We start from the raw sequence: 17204 nt of genomic DNA on the forward strand, positions 1-17204 counted from the left end.
GGGCAATGTGATTAACTACAGCTTTACGTATTTCAACGGAGCGGCAGCCGACACGGCCTGGTACAGCTACACAGTAGGCAGTCAAGCCAGCGTAGCGACGCCAACGTTCTCGCCGGACCCTAGCGCGACGTATACGAGCGCCGTCACAGTGACGATTTCCACAGCGACAAGCGGCGCGGACATTTACTACACGACCGACGGCAGCGCGCCGACAACATCCTCGACGAAGTACACAAGCGGTTTCGCGCTTTCGCAGTCCGCTACGGTCAAAGCGATTGCCGTCAAAGCCGGCATGAACCCGTCGGCGGTAGCCAGCGCTGCCTATACGATCCAAGCGACGGTCAATAAAGTCGCGACTCCAGTCTTCTCGCCGGGTGCAAGCGGGGCTTACAGCAGTCCGTTGGCTGTGACGATTTCCACGTCCACGAGCGGCGCGGATATTTATTACACCACGGACGGCAGTGCGCCAACGGTGGCTTCGACGAAGTATACGGGGCCGGTTTCTCTCACCTGTGCCGCATCGACGATCAAAGCGATTGCCGTCAAAGCGGGTATGACCAATTCCGACAGTGCCAGCGCCGCCTATACGCTGAATAACTGCGGCGACTACGCTCAAGGCGTTGATGAGAACGGGACGACAGCCACGATTTGGTTCCAGTCCAATGTGAGCTCGACATGGGTGGACAGCCACTATAAGCTCAATAACGGCCCGATGCTGAACGGCAGCATGACCTACAACAGCGGCAAAGGACGTTTCGAGCAAGAGGTTGCTTCCTTGGCGACCGGGGATGTGCTTGCCTATTCCTTTACTTACAATAAAGCGGTTGGCGGTCTGGACACAGCCGTTTTCAACTATACGGTGAAAGGCAATGCCAAAAACCCGATGATCAATCCACCGGGCGGCTCGTTTTCTGCTCCTCAGCAGGTGACCCTCACTTCAGCAACGAGCGGTGCTGTGATTTACTATACGGAGGACGGCAGCACCCCGACGGAAAACTCGAAAAAATATACCGGACCGTTTGTCCTGACATCGTCAAAAACGATTAAAGCGATTGCGACCAAGTCGGGAATGTACAATTCGGGCGTCAGCAGCGAAAGCTACAATTTTATTGACAATCAAGTAGAGATGCCGGTTTTCAGCTCGCCGGGCGGTACGTTTGCCGCGGCGCAGACGGTTACGATTTCGACAGCTACGAGCGGCGCGACGATTTATTACACCACGAACGGCAGCACGCCGACGACGCAGTCGCAAGTATATGCAGGCCCGCTTACGATTTCGGCGACGACGAATATTAAGGCGATAGCTGTAAAAGCGGGAATGACCGCTTCCAATGTAGCGAACGCATCGTTCATCATCGGCTCGAATTGGGATGGCATGATCTTCCAATTGCAGAACGGCTCCAATGGCGCGTATTCCGACGCTCAGGTGTACTGGCTGATCATCGGCTATAATCCGGACACGCACAAGCTTTGCTATGTCGATACCAACGGCGCCTGCCAGAATGCTTCCCTGGGCGATAACACGATTGATATCAAAGGGCGCAAAGCCGCGAACATTTTCCATACCCTAGCGGAAAAAAGCTGGGTGAAGATGCCGAACATTGAATCCGGACGCATGTACATCAGCTACGGCTCCCCTGTGTATATCACCATTAATATGAACGATCTGGGAGATATGGGCTTTGCCGGACCGGACTTGAACAATTCCACCGATCCGAATCGCGATGTATACTTTGAATTCTCTGAATTTACGATTTTGAACGGCGAATATTGGGGCAACACAACAAGGGTAGACGGCTTTGGCTTCCCGATCACCATGAGATTAACGGGCCAAGGCGGATTTGACAAAGCTCCGGGCGACTTTGACGTTTATGACAAAACCGTAGGCGATGTGGGAACTCGCGCCGAGATTTTTGCCGCTTTCGAGCAAGAGGTGCCGGCCGAATTCAAAACGCTGATCCAGGCTCCATACCGCATTGTTGCACCGGGCAAGGGAGGCTTTGACACCATGTACGGCCTCAATGGTCCTTACGAGGGTCCGTACATCCATTACTTCGATCAATACATTGATGAAGTTTGGGATTATTACAGAACCCATGATCTGAACTTCTTCCATCCGTGGTTTGGCCAAATCACCGGCCGCGTTCAGGGCGATACGTTCGTCTTCAATAACGGTACGGCCAAGGTGTTCAAACCGACTACGCCGGAAGTGCTCGAAGGCAAGGGGAATTTTGACAAAGGCACGATTCTTGAAAAAGCGATTGAAGCCCAGCTCTGCGCAGCGATCAACCGTCATGTGGCGCTGGATACAAATCAATGGGGTAATGTGCAGGCGTATTATCAAACAGGTCCTGCCAACTACTATGCGAAGTTCTGGCACGATCATGGCATTGGCGGCTACGCATACGGCTTCTGTTATGATGACGTATTTGAATGGAGTAGCCTGCTGCACTATACGAAGCCGCAAACCTTAACGATCACGGTGGGCTGGTAAGCTTAGAATGGCCTGAAGATCCCGTCATAAGCGCGTCAAAATGTGGGGGCCGTCTTCCGAAGCAAATTCGGCAAGGCGGCCTTTTCTCATGTTGGAACCCTTAGGGGTTCTTTTTTTATTGACTTATGTGTATTAAGTGATATAATACACTTAATACGAAAATAACAGATGATCAGGAGGAACGCCAATGGACGATCAACGGGTTGGCGCCTTGCGATTCCAGATCGATTTCAGTCAACCTTTATATGAACAAATACTCGATCAGGTACGAAGCGCGATAGCGAAAGGAGAGATTGGCTTGGGAGACAAGATGCCTTCCGTCAGAGAATTGGCCCAGGAGCTCAGAATGAATCCGAATACGGTGATGCGCGCCTATCAGGAGCTCGAACGCGATGGATTGACGGAGAAGCGCCGCGGACAAGGCACTTACGTTACCTCGTCGCCGGAACGCGTGCAGGCGTTCCGTACCGATCTGGCTGCCCAATATATTGAAGCTTTTCTGGCGCAAATGGACAGTCTTGGCGTGAGCTGGAACGATATCCAAGCGTATATAGACGGCCGGTCGGCCGACATGAAAGGGGGACGAGAGGCATGACGACACCGTTGCTAAGCTGCAAGCAAGTGACGAAGCGTTACGGTAAAAAAAGCGCGCTGGACGATTTCACGGTAGACATCCCGGCTGGACGTATCGTCGGCATCCTCGGCCCCAACGGCTGCGGCAAATCGACCTTGTTCCGGGCCATGACCGGCCTGGTCCAGCCCGATTCCGGTGAACTGCTCATATCCGGTCAAGCGCCCGGCTGGCGCACCAACGCCAACATCGCCTATTTGCCGGACCGGGCCCGCTGGTACCCGAGCCGCACGGTGCAGCAGGCGTTCGAATGGGGCGCGTCGTTGCTACCCGGCTTCGATGTAAGCGCCGCGGAACGGCTGGCCGACTTCATGGACATCGATCCCGAGATGAAGGTCGGCGGCATGAGCCGCGGACAGGAAGCGCGCGTGCTGCTCATTATGTGTCTGGCGCGAACGGTGCCGCTGATTGTGCTTGACGAACCGTTTGCCGGCATTGATGTGATCTCGCGCGAAGCGATCGTATCGGGCATGATTGATTTTTTGGAGGAACGCGAGCAATCGATACTGATCAGCACTCATGATATCCAGGAGGTGGAGGGATTGTTCGACTTCGCCGTGATGATGAATAAGGGACGCGTTCTCTGGTCCGGTGAAATGGATGACCTGCGGGCGCAACACGGCTCGCTGCACGATGTATTTCGCAAGCTGTACCGGAAGGAGTGGTCGCGATGAAGCCGTCTTCGGTGTTTTGGTCGCTGGTGCGCCACGAAATGGCGATGAAGGGCAATCGGCGCAAGGGCTCTCAGGTTGCGCGCAAATGGTGGATGGTGTATTTTGTCGTGCTGGCAACGGCCGGACTGGTTGCAGCTTTATACTTTGCTTTGCATAACGAGCTGAATTTGCCCTATATATGGTATGCCACGCTGGGAATACCCTATATAGCGATGATGTTTGGAGTCAACAGCATCAAACGCGAGTGGGATAACGAAACGCAGGGCTGGTGGCTGACGCTGCCGTATCGGCGCAGCTTGCTGGTCGCGGCCAAGTGGGTGTCGTCGACGCTGCTGACGCTGGCTGCGCTGGCTGCTGTGTATATCGTCGGGACCGTGCTGGCAACGGGGATCGCGCTGGGCATCAGCGGCTATTCGCTGGCGAATGTCGGCGGCTTTATGATCATCGGCTTGAATTGGCTCCTGCCGCTTGCCGGGTTCTGCCCGCTGCTGCTGGCGCTGGGCATGCTGATTGCTGCGTCGCAATATACGAAGGCGCGACCGATTTCACCGCTGCTCTGGTTTCTATTTATGGGCGGCTGCAGCTTGTTTTATCAAAATTTCAACGGCTTTGGCATCAAGGGCATCGTTGATCAGGTTAGCAGCGGCTCGATGGAGCTATTGCCCTATCCGTGGGAAATGGGTGCGCTCATTGTGGCAGGCTGGCTCGTGACCGGGCTGGTGCTGGGATTAATCGCTTATTTATTCGATAAAAAGCTTTCCTTCTAAATTTCTTAAAAAAAATGAATCCAAGGGGGACCACTCCATGAACGGAACCAAAGAGATGAAGCAACCGGCCGCTGCAGGAGCAGCCGCACCATTGCTGGAGGTGAGCGCGCTGCGCAAGGCTTACGGCAAAAAGCAGGCGCTCGACAACGTGACCTTTTCACTTCGCGAGGGAAGCTGCTTCGGCTTCCTCGGCCCCAACGGCGCGGGCAAATCGACCACGATGAAAATTTTGACCGGCATCGTCAAAGCCGACGGCGGCACCGTCAAGCTGCTGGGCCGCGAGATTACGAACGATGCCGACGCCGTTTCCCGCCATATCGGCTACGTGCCGCAAGAAATTACGCTGTACGAAAAGCTGAGCGCGTATGACAACCTGGAGTTTTTCGGTCAAGCTTACGGCGTGAGCGGCAGCGAGCTCAAGCAGCGCATTCGCGAGGTGCTTACGCGGACCGGGCTGCTCGACCGGGCCAAAGACGAGGTGCAAACGTTCTCCGGCGGGATGAAGCGGCGCATCAACATTGCCGCGGCGCTGCTGCACCGTCCCAAGCTGCTGATCCTTGACGAGCCGACGGTTGGCATCGACCCGCAATCGCGCAATCACATCTTTGAGCTGATTCGCGAGCTGAACCGTCAAGGGGTGACCATCATCTACTCCACGCACTATATGGAGGAAGTAGAGGCCCTTTGCGATATAGTAGCGATTATGGACCAAGGCAGCGTGAAGGCCATCGGGCCGCTTGGCGATTTGCTGGAGCAGTACGGTCGCAAGGAAGTGTATGTCGAAGCGTCCGGCTTGACGGAAGCGCCGGTATGCGCCGGTGTGAGCGCAGCGCGCAAATCGGGAGCGGGCTGGGTGCTGGAAACCGAGCGCCCGGAAGCGGTTATGCAGGAGCTGCTCCGCACAGCGGCAACGCAGCAATGGGGCGTCAAGCAATTGGAGCTGGTTCGTCCGTCGCTTGAGAGCGTGTTCCTGAGCGTGACGGGCACGGCGCTGCGCGATTAATAAAACGAGGTTCAAGAGGGGAGAATGACATGAAAGCAATTATCAGCAAAGAGCTGAAGTTGATACGCAAGGACAAACGCAGCTTTTTTTTCCTGCTGCTGATGCCGATTTTGTTTATCGTCATGTTTGGCTCGGTGTTTGGCGGCGGCGAGGATACGCCGGATATTACGCTGCACGTAATTGATCAGGACCGGACGCAGGCTTCGCAGGACTTCCTCAAGCAGCTTGGCGGCGTGATGGATGTCAAAGCGGAAGCAGCGGACAGCTTGAACGACCAGTTGGACAAAATCAAACAGGGCCAATACGCTGTTGCGCTCGTCGTGGCCAGCGGCTTCGAATCGGCCATCAAGCAAGGCAAGCCTGCCGATATCAAGCTGTATCAGGACCCGGCTTCCCAGACGGCTACAGCGCCGATCAAAGCGATTTTGGCCGGTGTATCCGGTCAATACCGCGAGCAGAAGCTGGCCGGTGCGCTTGCAGCCAAGGGCGAGTCTCAAGAGGAGACGGCTGCCTTGCTGGCCTCGCCGATTCATATTGAAGACGTGCCGACGTCGTCCGACCATTTTGATTATATCGATCAGGTTGTACCCGGCATGACGGTTATGTTCGTCTTTTTCATTATGATTACGATGACCCGGCGCTTTTTTGACGAAAAGAAAACCGGCTTGCTGTCGCGCATTCGCAGCACAACGATCAAGCCGCTGACGTATTTGCTCGGCATGTGGCTGCCGTTCATTCTGACTGTCATTGCGCAATGCGTGATTTTGTTTGGCTTCGGCCATCTGGTCTATGGCTTGCAGCTTGGCGACATTGCCGCACTGGGGCTGATCGTGCTGGGCTTGAGCATCGCCGGAACGGGCATCGGCCTGGGCCTGTCGTTCATCGTACCGGGCGAAAGCGCAAGCATGGTTGTGACGCAGCTCATTTCGATGGGTGGGGCGATGGTTGGCGGTTTGTGGGTGCCATCGTATTTGCTGCCCAAGGTCGTGCAAACGATCGGTCACTTTACCCCGCAATACTGGGCGCAGCATTCGCTGCAGAACGTCATCGCCCACGGCGCGCATATTGGCGATGTCCTCGGCGGAGTTGGCGTATTGCTGGCCTTCGGCTTGATCGGTTTGACCGTCGCGCTGGTGCGGCTGCCGGCCTTTCTCCGCTCGGCGGCGAACTAGCCGTCTGAGCATAGATACGATTTCAGGGTCAGGCCCTGTGAAGAATGGCATGAACGTGAGGAGCGGCTTGCGGTTGCAAGCGATCACGGCCACCTCGCAGGGGTCTGACAGCCGCCGTACGGCCGGCACCGCGCTCCGAGAGTCGCGCGCGGTGCCGAAACGGGGCCTTCGTATGATCAGGTTATCCGGAATTTACCGGGTAGCCTTTTTTCTTTTGCGTTTGCTGTGTGGCTGTTGACGGCTCTGCTACTTTGTGTTACTTTATAGTGGTAGTAAGTAATACATGATACCAGTTATACAGAATAGCGGGAGGTGATGGGATGGAAAACCTGACAGAGATGCTCAAAGGCGTGCTGGAGGGCTGCGTCCTTGAAATTATAAGCAGGAATGAGACCTACGGCTATGAAATTACGCGCCGGCTGAACGCGCTTGGCTTCAGCGATGTTGTTGAGGGAACGGTGTATACGATCCTGATTCGGCTTGAGAAAAGCAAGCTGGTCGACATTACGAAAAAGCCGTCTGATATGGGCCCGCCGCGCAAGTTTTTTGCGCTCAACGATGCCGGTCGCGAGGAGCTGCGGAAATTTTGGGAAAGATGGGGGTTTATCGCCTCCAAGATGAATCAGCTAAAGGAGGAGCGGTAACCATGCTGAATGCCTTGATCAAACTGCTCATTGGCGATCTGGAGCAAAAACGCGGCTACAACAGGTTGCGCAAACGGGTTAAGGGGCTGCCGGACGATTATCGGTTCGCCTTTCAAAAAATGCAGCGCTATATGTACAGCGTTGGCGCGCCAGGCGGCGATATGACGATTTTTACCGATTTGACCGTATTTACGGATCTGGTCGATTTGTTGGAAATCAGCGCGGCTGAGGGCAAGCAGGTATTGGAGGTTACAGGCAGCGACGTCGCGCTGTTTTGCGATGAATTTATGCGCGCGTCGGCTGCTCGCATGGAAGGCAGGCGGGAGAAGCTGAATCAGGACATTGCCGACAAGTTGAAGAAGGAGGGACGCTAACGATGCTGGAGCTGATCAAAAAGATGATGGCGGACAAAAAGGCATACAAGCAGCAAATGGCCAGAGTGAAGGCGTTGCCCGACGATTACCGCTTCGTATTCGAGAAGCTTCAGAGCTACCTGTGGAGCTTTGCAGGCGGAGACGGCTCCGCAATGCTGCAAACGCAAGAGGAGCTGATCGAGTTGTTTGAAGCCGGCGCAGCGGACGGAAAGCGCGTTCTTGAGGTGACGGGCGAAGATGTGGCCGGGTTCTGCGATGAGTTTATACGCGATACGGCCAAATGGACGGATGCGTTCCGCAACCGATTAAACCGTGATCTGCAACATCGATTCGGTAAGGGGGATGAAACGAAATGAACGACATCGCCATTCAAGTGAAGGGTTTGAGAAAAGCGTACCGGACGACCGAAGTGCTCAAGGGCGTGGATTTCGAAGCGCGACGCGGCGATATCATGGCTCTGCTTGGCACCAACGGTGCGGGCAAGACGACGATCGTGAAGATTCTCGCCACGCTGCTGAATGCGGACGGAGGCACGGCTGTCGTCAACGGCTTTGACGTTGCGACGAAGCCGGATCGCGTGCGGCAAACGATCAGTTTGACCGGGCAGTTTGCCGCCGTAGACGAGATGTTGACCGGGCGGGAAAATCTGATCATGATCGCCAAGCTGCGGCGGCTCAAACATCCGCGTCAGGAAGCAGACGATTTATTGAAGCGCTTCGGCTTGACCGATGCTGCCAACCGCCGGGTATCCGCTTATTCAGGCGGCATGCGCCGCAGGCTGGACATCGCCATGAGCCTGATGGGCAGCCCCCAGCTCCTCTTCCTCGACGAGCCGACAACAGGGCTTGATCCCGAAGCCCGGATCGAGGTGTGGAACACGGTCCGACAGCTTGCCCAAGTCGGCACGACGGTGCTGCTGACCACGCAGTATTTGGAAGAGGCGGAGCAGTTGGCCGATCATATCGCTATTTTGCATAAGGGTACAATCATTGCCAAGGGGACACTGGAGGAGCTGAAAAAGCAGTTTCCACCCGCCAAGATGGAATACGTGCCCAAGCAGCTTTCCTTGGAAGACATTTTCCTTGCCCTTACCGGCAACAAGGAGGAGGAGCAAGCATGAATGCTTATTTCTTTAACGAAATCAGCGTGATGCTGGGACGCTCCATGCGTCATACCATGCGGAGCATCGATACGATTTTCACCGTCTGCATCACCCCGATTGCTCTGCTGCTGCTGTTCGTCTACGTGCTGGGCGGCGCGATCCAGGCCGGAACGGATTCGTATGTTAACTACCTGATGCCCGGAATTTTGCTGATTGCGATCGCCAGCGGCGTCTCCTATACGGCATATCGTTTGTTTCAGGATAAACAGCGGGGTCTCATCGAGCGCTTTCACACGATGCCGATTGCGCGCTCCGCTTTGCTGTGGGGGCACGTGCTGACCTCGGTCGTTTCGAATCTCCTTTCTGTTGGGGTAATCCTGCTGGTTGGCCTGTTAATGGGCTTTCGCTCGTCGGCGGGGCCGCTTTCCTGGCTGGCCGTAGCCGGCCTGCTCGGGCTGTTTACACTGGTCCTGACTTGGGTTGCGGTCATTGCCGGACTGTCGGCCAAATCGGTGGAGGGTGCCAGCGTATTTTCCTACCCGCTCATTTTTCTCCCGTTTATCAGCTCGGCCTTCGTGCCCACCGCATCGATGCCGGCCGCCGTGCGCTACTTTGCGGAACATCAGCCCGTAACGGCGCTTGTTGAAACGATTCGCGCCTTATGGTCCGGCCAGCCTGCGGGAAGTGAAATCTGGACGGCGATCGCGTGGTGTCTGGGCGCAATGGTGATCGCCTATGGCTTTGCCGTTCGCGCATACAAGCGAAAAGCTGCGTAAAACGTAGCGAACTGTTCCTTGCTTGCAGCGATGCAGCGTGAAGCAAACAACGGCAGCTTATGACGGGGTTCGTGTCATAAGCTGCCGTTGTTTATAGATCAGCGTCCGTTTGTCGCGCATCTGCGGCGTATCAGGCCGCAGACGCGCGACCGGAGCCGCCGGGCGGTTAGCGCCACATCGACAAGCCGAACAAATGAATGCTCGGCATCATCGGCATAACGATGCGCACGGCTGTCCGGCCGGTGGCGCTCAGCGGAATTTTGCGCGCAAACATGTGAACGCGTTGCTCCAGCTTGCGGGTCGCTTGGCGGCCCAGATAAGCTTTCCATGCGATGCTTTGTCCTTTAACCGTTTTGCCGTCCCACCAGTCGGAGAAGCCGATCGTCACCTGTTCGCTGGTGCCGTCCGCATATTCAATCGTCGCCTGGTCTTCATAGCCGCCGCGGTCGCAGCAGCCGAGAATCATCAGGCCGCGATACGAATCCTGCGGCAGCTCCACGCTTTGGCTCAAGCAAAGGAAATGGTCGGGACGGTCGTCCAGCACCGCGGGGAATGCGAAGCTCATATCCCCCACGTGCAAGACGGGCTCGTCCGGGGCTCCTTCCCGACAGAAGAAATACCCGTCGCTGTCGAGATCGGCGCTGTCCGTGCTGTTCTCGACGCCCCGCAAATCGCATAGCTGGCGCAAATCGATTGGCGTGATATGCCGTACCTGCAAGTCGGCTTCGACTTCCTGAACGCGGTTTCCGCCCAAAGCCGCCGCTGCCGCTGCCGCTTGCTCATCTTCGCCGAGCAGCGGAATGAGCCGGCTGACGATATCGCTTTCCAGCTCGACAATGGTCTGCAGCCGGGTCGTCAGGTTATTCATTAGCTTGGGCTCGGACGCGGCGTTCGGAATATAGCTCATTTTCATAATCAAGCCGCGCAGCGTACTCCATTTGGCCGCCAGCGCCTTGAATTCCTCGGCAATGTCGGCGAGCGGCGGCATGTCGTAGTTGAGCGCCAGGTACTCCAGCGTCTTGGGATAGTTGTAGCGACCGTGCATCAACATGCTGAATTTGGCAAAAAGCGGACACTCGGCAAAAATGGTGTAACCGGCCATTTCGTCTTCGAAGCGGATCGAGCGGAACGCCTCGGTCATGGCCCGAATGCCGGACATGGTCGCTTCATGCTGCTCCACAAGCTGCTGACGCAAATGCGCCAGCAGCTTATTTTTGCTGTTGTACGTCATTTCGCCGGCTTCGATCGTCATGCAGGCGACAAGGCCCGCTTCATAATGATCATAGGGCAGCCGGATGTTTTTCAATTCGAAGAAAGGGTCCACAATCAGCAAATCATTCGTTTCGTTGTCAATGCCGACAACAACCATAATATGCGTATAATAATGCGAGTTTTGGTATTTGATGTCCCACGGGTTGTAGAACGAATCGTTAATTAAACCGACGGGGCAGTTTTTGGCCAATTGCTCGCGAATGATGCTCAGTCCGCGCTCGGCGCTAATTTCCGAATGAACCTCGATCCGATAGCCGTGGTAGTTTTGCAGCAAATCCAAGTGGGTGTGGAATCGGGTGACCATTCGGGCGCCGATGGTTTGCGACGCATCCCCCTCTTGGAACTCAAAGCGCAGCGAATCGGCATACATCAGCTCATACCCGCGGCCAAACCAGTTGTCCAGCGTTACCACGACATCGTCGAAACAGTCGCCGCCTTCGCTTTTCAAGGGTTCGAGCTCAAGCACGTTCATTAATCTTCCACCTTTCTATATGTGAGCATTCATAAGCCAGCTTGTAACTTCGACACGTTCAAGGGCTTATCCTGTCGCTTGCCGCATTTTTTTACGTGATTTTCCGGCGAAAATTTTTCGGTCGTCAGCGGGGCGCAACCCAAGTGGGACAAGGGTTTGCAGCTTTGTCAGAACCTGCTGCGACCCGGATTTCAAACGGCGCTGCGTCCCAGCCTCGTACAGAACCACCGGCTATCGGCGGAACGGTTTGCATAGGGGGCTCCGGTACTGAAGCCGGCGATGTGAATAGCACACAAGGCTCTGAAGCGGCCGAGCGGGCGACAGCGGAAGATCAACCTGACAGTCTTTATCTTCATATCGCGTTTCGCGTTTATTGAAGAAGTCGGCGGATAATTTTGTACAGTCAGTGAAAGGGAAGGCAGGCCCGGCTGCGGTCCTGGAGTCTCAGACAGCAATTCGTCTGGACCCTGAACAACAGATCTGCCGGTGCCGCAGCGATGACGAAGTCATTTTGCACATCGACGGTTATTCGGACAGAGCGGCCCCGGCTTGAGCCATTAGCAAATCTGGAAGTTCAATAAGTAACAAATTTCCATATGAAGCTAATTGACACCATTGATTTTACGAAAACTTTCGGAGGCCAAATTAGCAGCATTGACGCGAGCGGGCGGCTTGGGATGGCCGCTGAATATATTGACTCGCCGCACAAATCTTGGTATCTTAAAATCATAGTAGAGTCAGTTTGGTAGATGAGTCCAAATCTTCAAAAATAGCGTCCGAAAATGTTTCGGATTGAACACGTGTTTATCACAGCTTACGAGCTAATTTTACACGCAACGGTGAAAAGCTTTCGGAGCTTTCCCCGTAATTTCACTTTCCATTAATGATAGCTGCTTCCAAACAAACGTACAGCCTGTGCACTTGCGCAAAAGCTTCAATTTTGCCCGTTTGCCGGAAATTCGGACCATTCTAGTTAGGACAGAGGGGGTTGCAGCCGCTCGGGGAGCCGGGCAGTCGACAACGGGATGAGAGGCAGGGGATCTATCTTTATGATCAAGCAGTCACCAGGGGGAAGCGGGCAGCAGCGCCCGTTAACCTATCCTCAGAAGCGCATCTGGCATATCGAGCAGCAATACCCGGGGATTACGCTTGCCGGCAGGACAAGCTCGGTTATCGTCAAATCTGCTCTCGATTTCAGCCTGCTGGAGCAAGCGATCCGCTTGACAGCGCGCCGTCACGAGATGCTGCGGCTTCGATTGGCCTTCGAGGGAGGCGAGCCTGTGCAGTTCGTCAGCGAGGAGGACGACGCGGAGCTGCAGGTTACGGATTTTTCGGATTGCGGGGAGCCGCGGGCCGAATTTGATCGCTGGATGCAGCAGCAAGCGGAGCGGGCGCTCCGGTTAAATGGCGGGCCGCTGTGCGAGTTCAGGAGGTTCCGCATCTCAAGGACGGAAGCGGGCTTTCTGATCAAGCTGCATCCGATGGTTGCCGATGCCAGGTCGATGGACCAGATTGCAGCGGAAATTTGCTCGGTCTACGCTGCGCTCGTTCGCGGGGAAACGCCCGATGCGGCACCGGCGCCTTCGTATTTGCACGATGCCGATGACGAGCATGAATATATGGAGTCGGAACGTTACGCAAGGAGCCGCCGTTATTGGAACGACAAATATCGCGGTGTGCCCGAGGAGCTGCTGAGCTGCCAAGCACGAGAGAAGATTGGCATGCGGCGTATGTACCGGATAGACTCCCGACTTTCGCAGGCTCTCCAGGCGTGGGCGTCGGAGCGTCAAAGCTCCCTGCATGCTGTGGTTATGTTGCTTTACGCGCTTTATGCCGGCAAGACCTCCGGACAGACGGAGGTTGCCATCGGCACGCCGGTGGGGAACCGCTCCGGGGCCGGGACCAAGGGCAGTGTAGGCTTGTTCACGAACTTGTTGCCTTTGCGCTGCGCGCTCGATCCCCGGGAATCGGTGTCTGCAGCGCTGGACCGGCTGCAGGAGGAGCTGGCGGAATGCTATTTTCACCAGCGGTATCCGCTGGAGCTGCTGATGCAGGACTTGGAGCTGGAGCGTAAAGGCTTTGATCATTTGTTTGACGTTTGCGTCAGCTTTGGCCCGGCGATCGAGCTGGACGAGGTGAACGGAGCTGCCGTGGAATACATGGACGGATATAGCGGCAGTCAAATGTATGGCTTGCAGCTTGCGTTCAGGGAAGAGCCGGGCAATGGCGGCCTATCGCTTTACATCGATTATCAGACAAGCCTCTACAACCAAGCACAAATCGACGATCTGTTTGAGCGCTTGCTGCACGTGGGCCTGCAGATGGTTGAACGCCCGAACGCCAGCCTTGCAGAGCTGAGCCTGCTCACAGCAGAGGAGCGACGTTGGCAGCTGGAGCAATTTAACGCCACGCGTTCGGACTATCCGCGTCACAGCTCGATCGATCGACTGTTCGAGGAGCAGGCGGAGCGGACGCCGGAACGGACGGCGCTAAGCTTCCAGGGAACGGAGCTGACCTATCGCGAGCTGAACGAACGGGCGAATCAGCTGGCCCGCTTGCTGCAGCGCCAAGGCGTGGGCCGTGAGTCGTTCGTCGGTGTGCTGACGCGCCATTCGCTGGAGACCGTAGTCGCCATCATGGCGGTGATCAAGTCGGGCGGCACGTATTTGCCGCTGGAGCCGACGTATCCGGAGGAACGAATCCGCTACATGCTCGACGATTCCGGCTGCAGCTTGCTGCTGACGAACCTTGCGCCGTCGGAGCTGCCCGTATTTGCCGGTCAGGTCGTCCAGTTGACGGACCCGGCGATTTACAGCGGACCAGCCGATAATCTGGGCGTGCTCCACAGCCCTGGCGATCTCGTGTACATCATCTACACGTCCGGTTCCACAGGCAAGCCCAAAGGAGCGATGATTGAACATCGCGGGCTCGTTAACTACATCTGGTGGGCCAAGCTGATGTATGTCAAAGAGGAGCGTGAAGTGTTTCCGCTTTACTCCTCGCTTGCTTTTGACCTCACGGTCACCTCGATCTTCACACCGCTGATCAGCGGCGGCACGATTCGCGTCTATCGCGATGATGAAGACGAATACGTTTTATACCGGATTATGCGCGACAACGAAGCTACGGTCGTCAAGCTGACGCCGGCGCATTTGGCATTGCTCAAGGATACGGATTACCGGCATTCGTCGGTACGGCGTTTTATTGTAGGGGGGGAAGATTTACGAGTAAGCCTGGCGGCAAGCATCCATGAATGCTTTGGCGGGCGCATTGAGATTTGCAACGAGTACGGACCGACGGAAACCGTTGTCGGCTGTATGATTCACATCTACGATCCGCAGCGGGACACGAAGGCGTCCGTGCCGATCGGCATTCCTGCGCACAACGTGCAGATCTATCTTCTCGACAGCAGTCTCCAGCCTGTTCCGGTGCAAACAATCGGTGAAATGTACATTTCCGGCGACGGCATTGCCAGAGGATATTGGAACCGCAGCGATTTGACGACCGAGCGTTTTATGGACAACCCGTTTGTTCCCGGACAGCGGATGTACCGCACGGGCGATTTGGCGAGGCTGCTGGACAGTGGAGTGATCGAATATGCCGGACGGGTCGACCATCAGGTCAAAATTCGCGGCTACCGCATCGAGCTTGGCGAGATTGAAAAGCAGATTTCACAGCTTGCGGCGATCAAGGACGTGGTGGTGATCGATCGCGAGCATGCAGACGGCAGCGGGAAATATTTATGCGCCTATATAGTCAGGCATGCGGAAATTTCCGCTGCGGAGCTGCGCAGCTATTTGTCAGAGCGGCTGCCGGAGTATATGGTGCCGGCCTATGTGGTTGAGCTGGCGGACATCCCGCTGAATGCGAACGGCAAGGTTAACCGGGCGCAGCTGCCCGAACCGGCCGCCGGAGGCGCGCAGAGCGATGCGGCGTTTATAGCTGCAGCTACCCAGCAGGAACGGCTGCTTACCAGCGTGCTTGGCGAGGTGCTGCATACAGCTCAGGTCGGCTTGGCCGACAACTTTTATCACTTGGGCGGCGATTCGATCAAAGCGATTCAAGCGGCATCGAAGCTCAAGCGCGCGGGCTACACGCTCAAGGTGAAGCATATGCTGTCCAACCCGGTGATCGAACAGATGCTGGCGTATCTGGAGCCCGATCAAGCGGCTGCTGCCGATCAGGGTTTATGTAAGGGGTCGGTAGGCGTAACGCCAATCAGCGCATGGTTCTGGTCGCTTGATCTGCCCAAGCCTGAGCACTACAACCAATCGGTGCTGCTGCACGTTGCGGACAAGCAGGAGCCGCAGATGCTTGCCGTTATACTGGACGCGTTAATAATGCAGCACGACTCGCTGCGATTACGGGTGGATCGGGAAAGCCGAACGCTGCGGTACAACGAGCATCCGGCAGCCAGCACGGTCATGCTTTACGATCTGTCGGCGCTGCCGGAGGCGGAGCGACTGGCGGAGCTGAACCGGCGGGGCGAACAGCTTAAAGCCTCGTTGAATTTGCAGCAGGGTCCGCTGCTCAAGGCTTGCTTGTTCGATTTGGGGGCAGACGGCCAGCGCTTGCTGCTCACGGCCCACCATCTTGTGACCGACGGCCTTTCATGGCGGATTATGTTGGAGGATTTGGAAGAGCTGATGACGGCACAGGCCGAAGGGAAACCGTTTTCTCTGCCAGCAAAAACAAACTCCTATCAGCTCTGGGCCGATTACGTGCAGCAGCATAGTGAAGCGGCTCTCAAGGAGTACCCGTACTGGAGCGCTGTGCTGAACGGCGAGCTGCCGCTGCCGATTGGCGGCGAAATCGATTCGGCCGTAAAGAGCGTAGGGAACAACAGCGAAGCCGGAGGAGCGGATCGCCGAGCGGTCGTGTTGTCCGGGCAGCTGTCCGCGAGCACGACGACGCAGCTGCTGACGGCGGCCGGAGTCGCCTATGGCACAGAGCCGCATGAGCTGCTGACAGCGGCGCTGGCGGCAGCTGTCGGCGAGACGTTCGGCGTGAGCAGCGCCGTCATCGAGCTGGAGGGACATGGACGTGAGGAATTGGGCGAACCGTTCGACATTTCCCGGACCGTGGGCTGGTTCACCAGCATCTATCCGGCGCTGCTTACCGCTTTGCCGAGCCGTGAGCCCGGCGAGCAGCTCAAGACGACGAAGGAGCAGCTGCGCGCGATCCCGCGCAAGGGGATCGGCTACGGCCATTTGGTTTATTTGACGGAATCCTTGCAAGCCGATCCGCAGCGACGGCGCATCCGTTTCAACTATCTGGGCGACTTCGACGCCTCGTTCGGCAGCAACCATTTTACGCTGTCGGCAGAGCGCTCAGGCGCTGAAAGCAGCGCGGACAACCCGTTGACGGCTCTGCTCGATATCAACGCGATGATCGTGGGCGGGCAGCTGCGTTGGGAGCTGGCCTATGAAACACTGCTCGTCCCGGATGAGGCGGCGCAGCGGTTGAACGAGGCGCTGCATGAGCGCATACAGGCGTTTATCCGGCATTGCTGCGAACGCGATCAGGTGGAGTTTACGCCGTCTGATTTTGAAACACTGGCGATTTCCCAGGACGAGCTTGACGGGCTTTTGCTCTAGCGGACAGGCCATCTTGCCTCGTAAAGCGCTCAGGAGCGCCAGGCGCTGTAAGACTTTTACACATGACGAAGGGCGAGGTGGAATGCTCTTGCATTTCCGAACCTTGCCCTATCCTATTCAGACAGCAAAGGGGACGACATGACGAACAGGCGAGCGACGCCGGTCGCTTCGACTATCAAGGTGCCTTCGACAAGACTCAGGGTAGCCAACACTCAATTAACGAAAA

The 17204-nt window shown here is 56.2% G+C and carries 13 protein-coding genes; 12 read left to right on the top strand and 1 reads right to left on the bottom strand.

The features are described from left to right. The 11 genes from B5M42_RS17330 to B5M42_RS17380 all read left to right on the top strand — a co-directional run. The coding region (locus B5M42_RS17330) for a chitobiase/beta-hexosaminidase C-terminal domain-containing protein (RefSeq protein ID WP_230632978.1) at window positions 1-2494 on the top strand (2494 nt) is incomplete at its 5' end. A 187-nt stretch (window positions 2495-2681) separates the two neighbouring features. Then, the gene (locus tag B5M42_RS17335) at window positions 2682-3089 is read left to right on the top strand and encodes a GntR family transcriptional regulator (protein ID WP_134755199.1); all 408 of its coding nucleotides are present in this window, start codon (window positions 2682-2684) and stop codon (window positions 3087-3089) included. After that, complete coding sequence (locus B5M42_RS17340) at window positions 3086-3799, top strand: ABC transporter ATP-binding protein (RefSeq protein ID WP_134755197.1); 714 nt, start codon at window positions 3086-3088, stop codon at window positions 3797-3799. Before B5M42_RS17335 ends, B5M42_RS17340 begins: the two co-directional genes overlap by 4 nt. Next, the gene (locus B5M42_RS17345; protein WP_134755195.1) at window positions 3796-4566 is read left to right on the top strand and encodes an ABC transporter permease subunit; all 771 of its coding nucleotides are present in this window, start codon (window positions 3796-3798) and stop codon (window positions 4564-4566) included. The genes B5M42_RS17340 and B5M42_RS17345 overlap by 4 nt, the downstream gene beginning before the upstream one ends. Before the next feature lie 37 nt (window positions 4567-4603). Beyond that, window positions 4604-5569 carry an ABC transporter ATP-binding protein gene (locus B5M42_RS17350; protein ID WP_230632980.1) on the top strand — a complete coding sequence of 322 codons (966 nt, stop codon included), beginning with the start codon at window positions 4604-4606 and terminating at the stop codon, window positions 5567-5569. A 29-nt stretch (window positions 5570-5598) separates the two neighbouring features. Beyond that, window positions 5599-6741 (top strand): ABC transporter permease, encoded by a 1143-nt coding sequence (locus B5M42_RS17355; RefSeq protein ID WP_134755193.1) that lies wholly within the window; start codon window positions 5599-5601, stop codon window positions 6739-6741. Between the two features lie 320 nt (window positions 6742-7061). Continuing rightward, complete coding sequence (locus tag B5M42_RS17360) at window positions 7062-7385, top strand: PadR family transcriptional regulator (protein ID WP_134755191.1); 324 nt, start codon at window positions 7062-7064, stop codon at window positions 7383-7385. A gap of 2 nt (window positions 7386-7387) precedes the next feature. Further along, window positions 7388-7759, top strand: a complete 372-nt coding sequence (locus B5M42_RS17365; RefSeq protein ID WP_134755190.1) for a DUF1048 domain-containing protein — start codon at window positions 7388-7390, stop codon at window positions 7757-7759. A gap of 2 nt (window positions 7760-7761) precedes the next feature. Further along, entirely contained in the window at window positions 7762-8115 is a 354-nt protein-coding gene (locus tag B5M42_RS17370; protein WP_134755188.1) for a DUF1048 domain-containing protein, read from the top strand. Then, a complete protein-coding gene (locus tag B5M42_RS17375; RefSeq protein WP_134755186.1) occupies window positions 8112-8879 on the top strand; it encodes an ABC transporter ATP-binding protein in 768 nt (255 codons plus the stop codon). Before B5M42_RS17370 ends, B5M42_RS17375 begins: the two co-directional genes overlap by 4 nt. Further along, complete coding sequence (locus B5M42_RS17380) at window positions 8876-9637, top strand: ABC transporter permease (RefSeq protein ID WP_134755184.1); 762 nt, start codon at window positions 8876-8878, stop codon at window positions 9635-9637. Before B5M42_RS17375 ends, B5M42_RS17380 begins: the two co-directional genes overlap by 4 nt. Window positions 9638-9803: 166 nt before the next feature. Here B5M42_RS17380 and B5M42_RS17385 read toward each other — a convergent pair whose 3' ends face one another. Then, window positions 9804-11381, bottom strand: a complete 1578-nt coding sequence (locus B5M42_RS17385; RefSeq protein ID WP_134755182.1) for a BtrH N-terminal domain-containing protein — start codon at window positions 11379-11381, stop codon at window positions 9804-9806. Window positions 11382-12430: 1049 nt separating this feature from the next. Between B5M42_RS17385 and B5M42_RS17390 the strand changes: the two genes are divergently transcribed. Next, the gene (locus tag B5M42_RS17390) at window positions 12431-16978 is read left to right on the top strand and encodes a non-ribosomal peptide synthetase (protein WP_167690122.1); all 4548 of its coding nucleotides are present in this window, start codon (window positions 12431-12433) and stop codon (window positions 16976-16978) included. Window positions 16979-17204 lie beyond the last annotated feature (226 nt).

This window comes from Paenibacillus athensensis (assembly GCF_004514475.2).
In the GTDB taxonomy this organism is placed as follows: Bacteria; Bacillota; Bacilli; order Paenibacillales; family NBRC-103111; genus Paenibacillus_AL; species Paenibacillus_AL athensensis.

Bases quoted from the DNA above. Each gene is read 5' to 3' on its own strand.
- B5M42_RS17390 (WP_167690122.1), top strand. From the start codon at position 12,431: ATGATCAAGCAGTCACCAGGGGGAAGCGGGCAGCAGCGCCCGTTAACC.
- B5M42_RS17350 (WP_230632980.1), top strand. From the start codon at position 4,604: ATGAACGGAACCAAAGAGATGAAGCAACCGGCCGCTGCAGGAGCAGCC.
- B5M42_RS17365 (WP_134755190.1), top strand. From the start codon at position 7,388: ATGCTGAATGCCTTGATCAAACTGCTCATTGGCGATCTGGAGCAAAAA.
- B5M42_RS17375 (WP_134755186.1), top strand. From the start codon at position 8,112: ATGAACGACATCGCCATTCAAGTGAAGGGTTTGAGAAAAGCGTACCGG.
- B5M42_RS17380 (WP_134755184.1), top strand. From the start codon at position 8,876: ATGAATGCTTATTTCTTTAACGAAATCAGCGTGATGCTGGGACGCTCC.
- B5M42_RS17345 (WP_134755195.1), top strand. From the start codon at position 3,796: ATGAAGCCGTCTTCGGTGTTTTGGTCGCTGGTGCGCCACGAAATGGCG.
- B5M42_RS17355 (WP_134755193.1), top strand. From the start codon at position 5,599: ATGAAAGCAATTATCAGCAAAGAGCTGAAGTTGATACGCAAGGACAAA.
- B5M42_RS17370 (WP_134755188.1), top strand. From the start codon at position 7,762: ATGCTGGAGCTGATCAAAAAGATGATGGCGGACAAAAAGGCATACAAG.
- B5M42_RS17340 (WP_134755197.1), top strand. From the start codon at position 3,086: ATGACGACACCGTTGCTAAGCTGCAAGCAAGTGACGAAGCGTTACGGT.
- B5M42_RS17335 (WP_134755199.1), top strand. From the start codon at position 2,682: ATGGACGATCAACGGGTTGGCGCCTTGCGATTCCAGATCGATTTCAGT.
- B5M42_RS17385 (WP_134755182.1), bottom strand. From the start codon at position 11,381: ATGAACGTGCTTGAGCTCGAACCCTTGAAAAGCGAAGGCGGCGACTGT.
- B5M42_RS17360 (WP_134755191.1), top strand. From the start codon at position 7,062: ATGGAAAACCTGACAGAGATGCTCAAAGGCGTGCTGGAGGGCTGCGTC.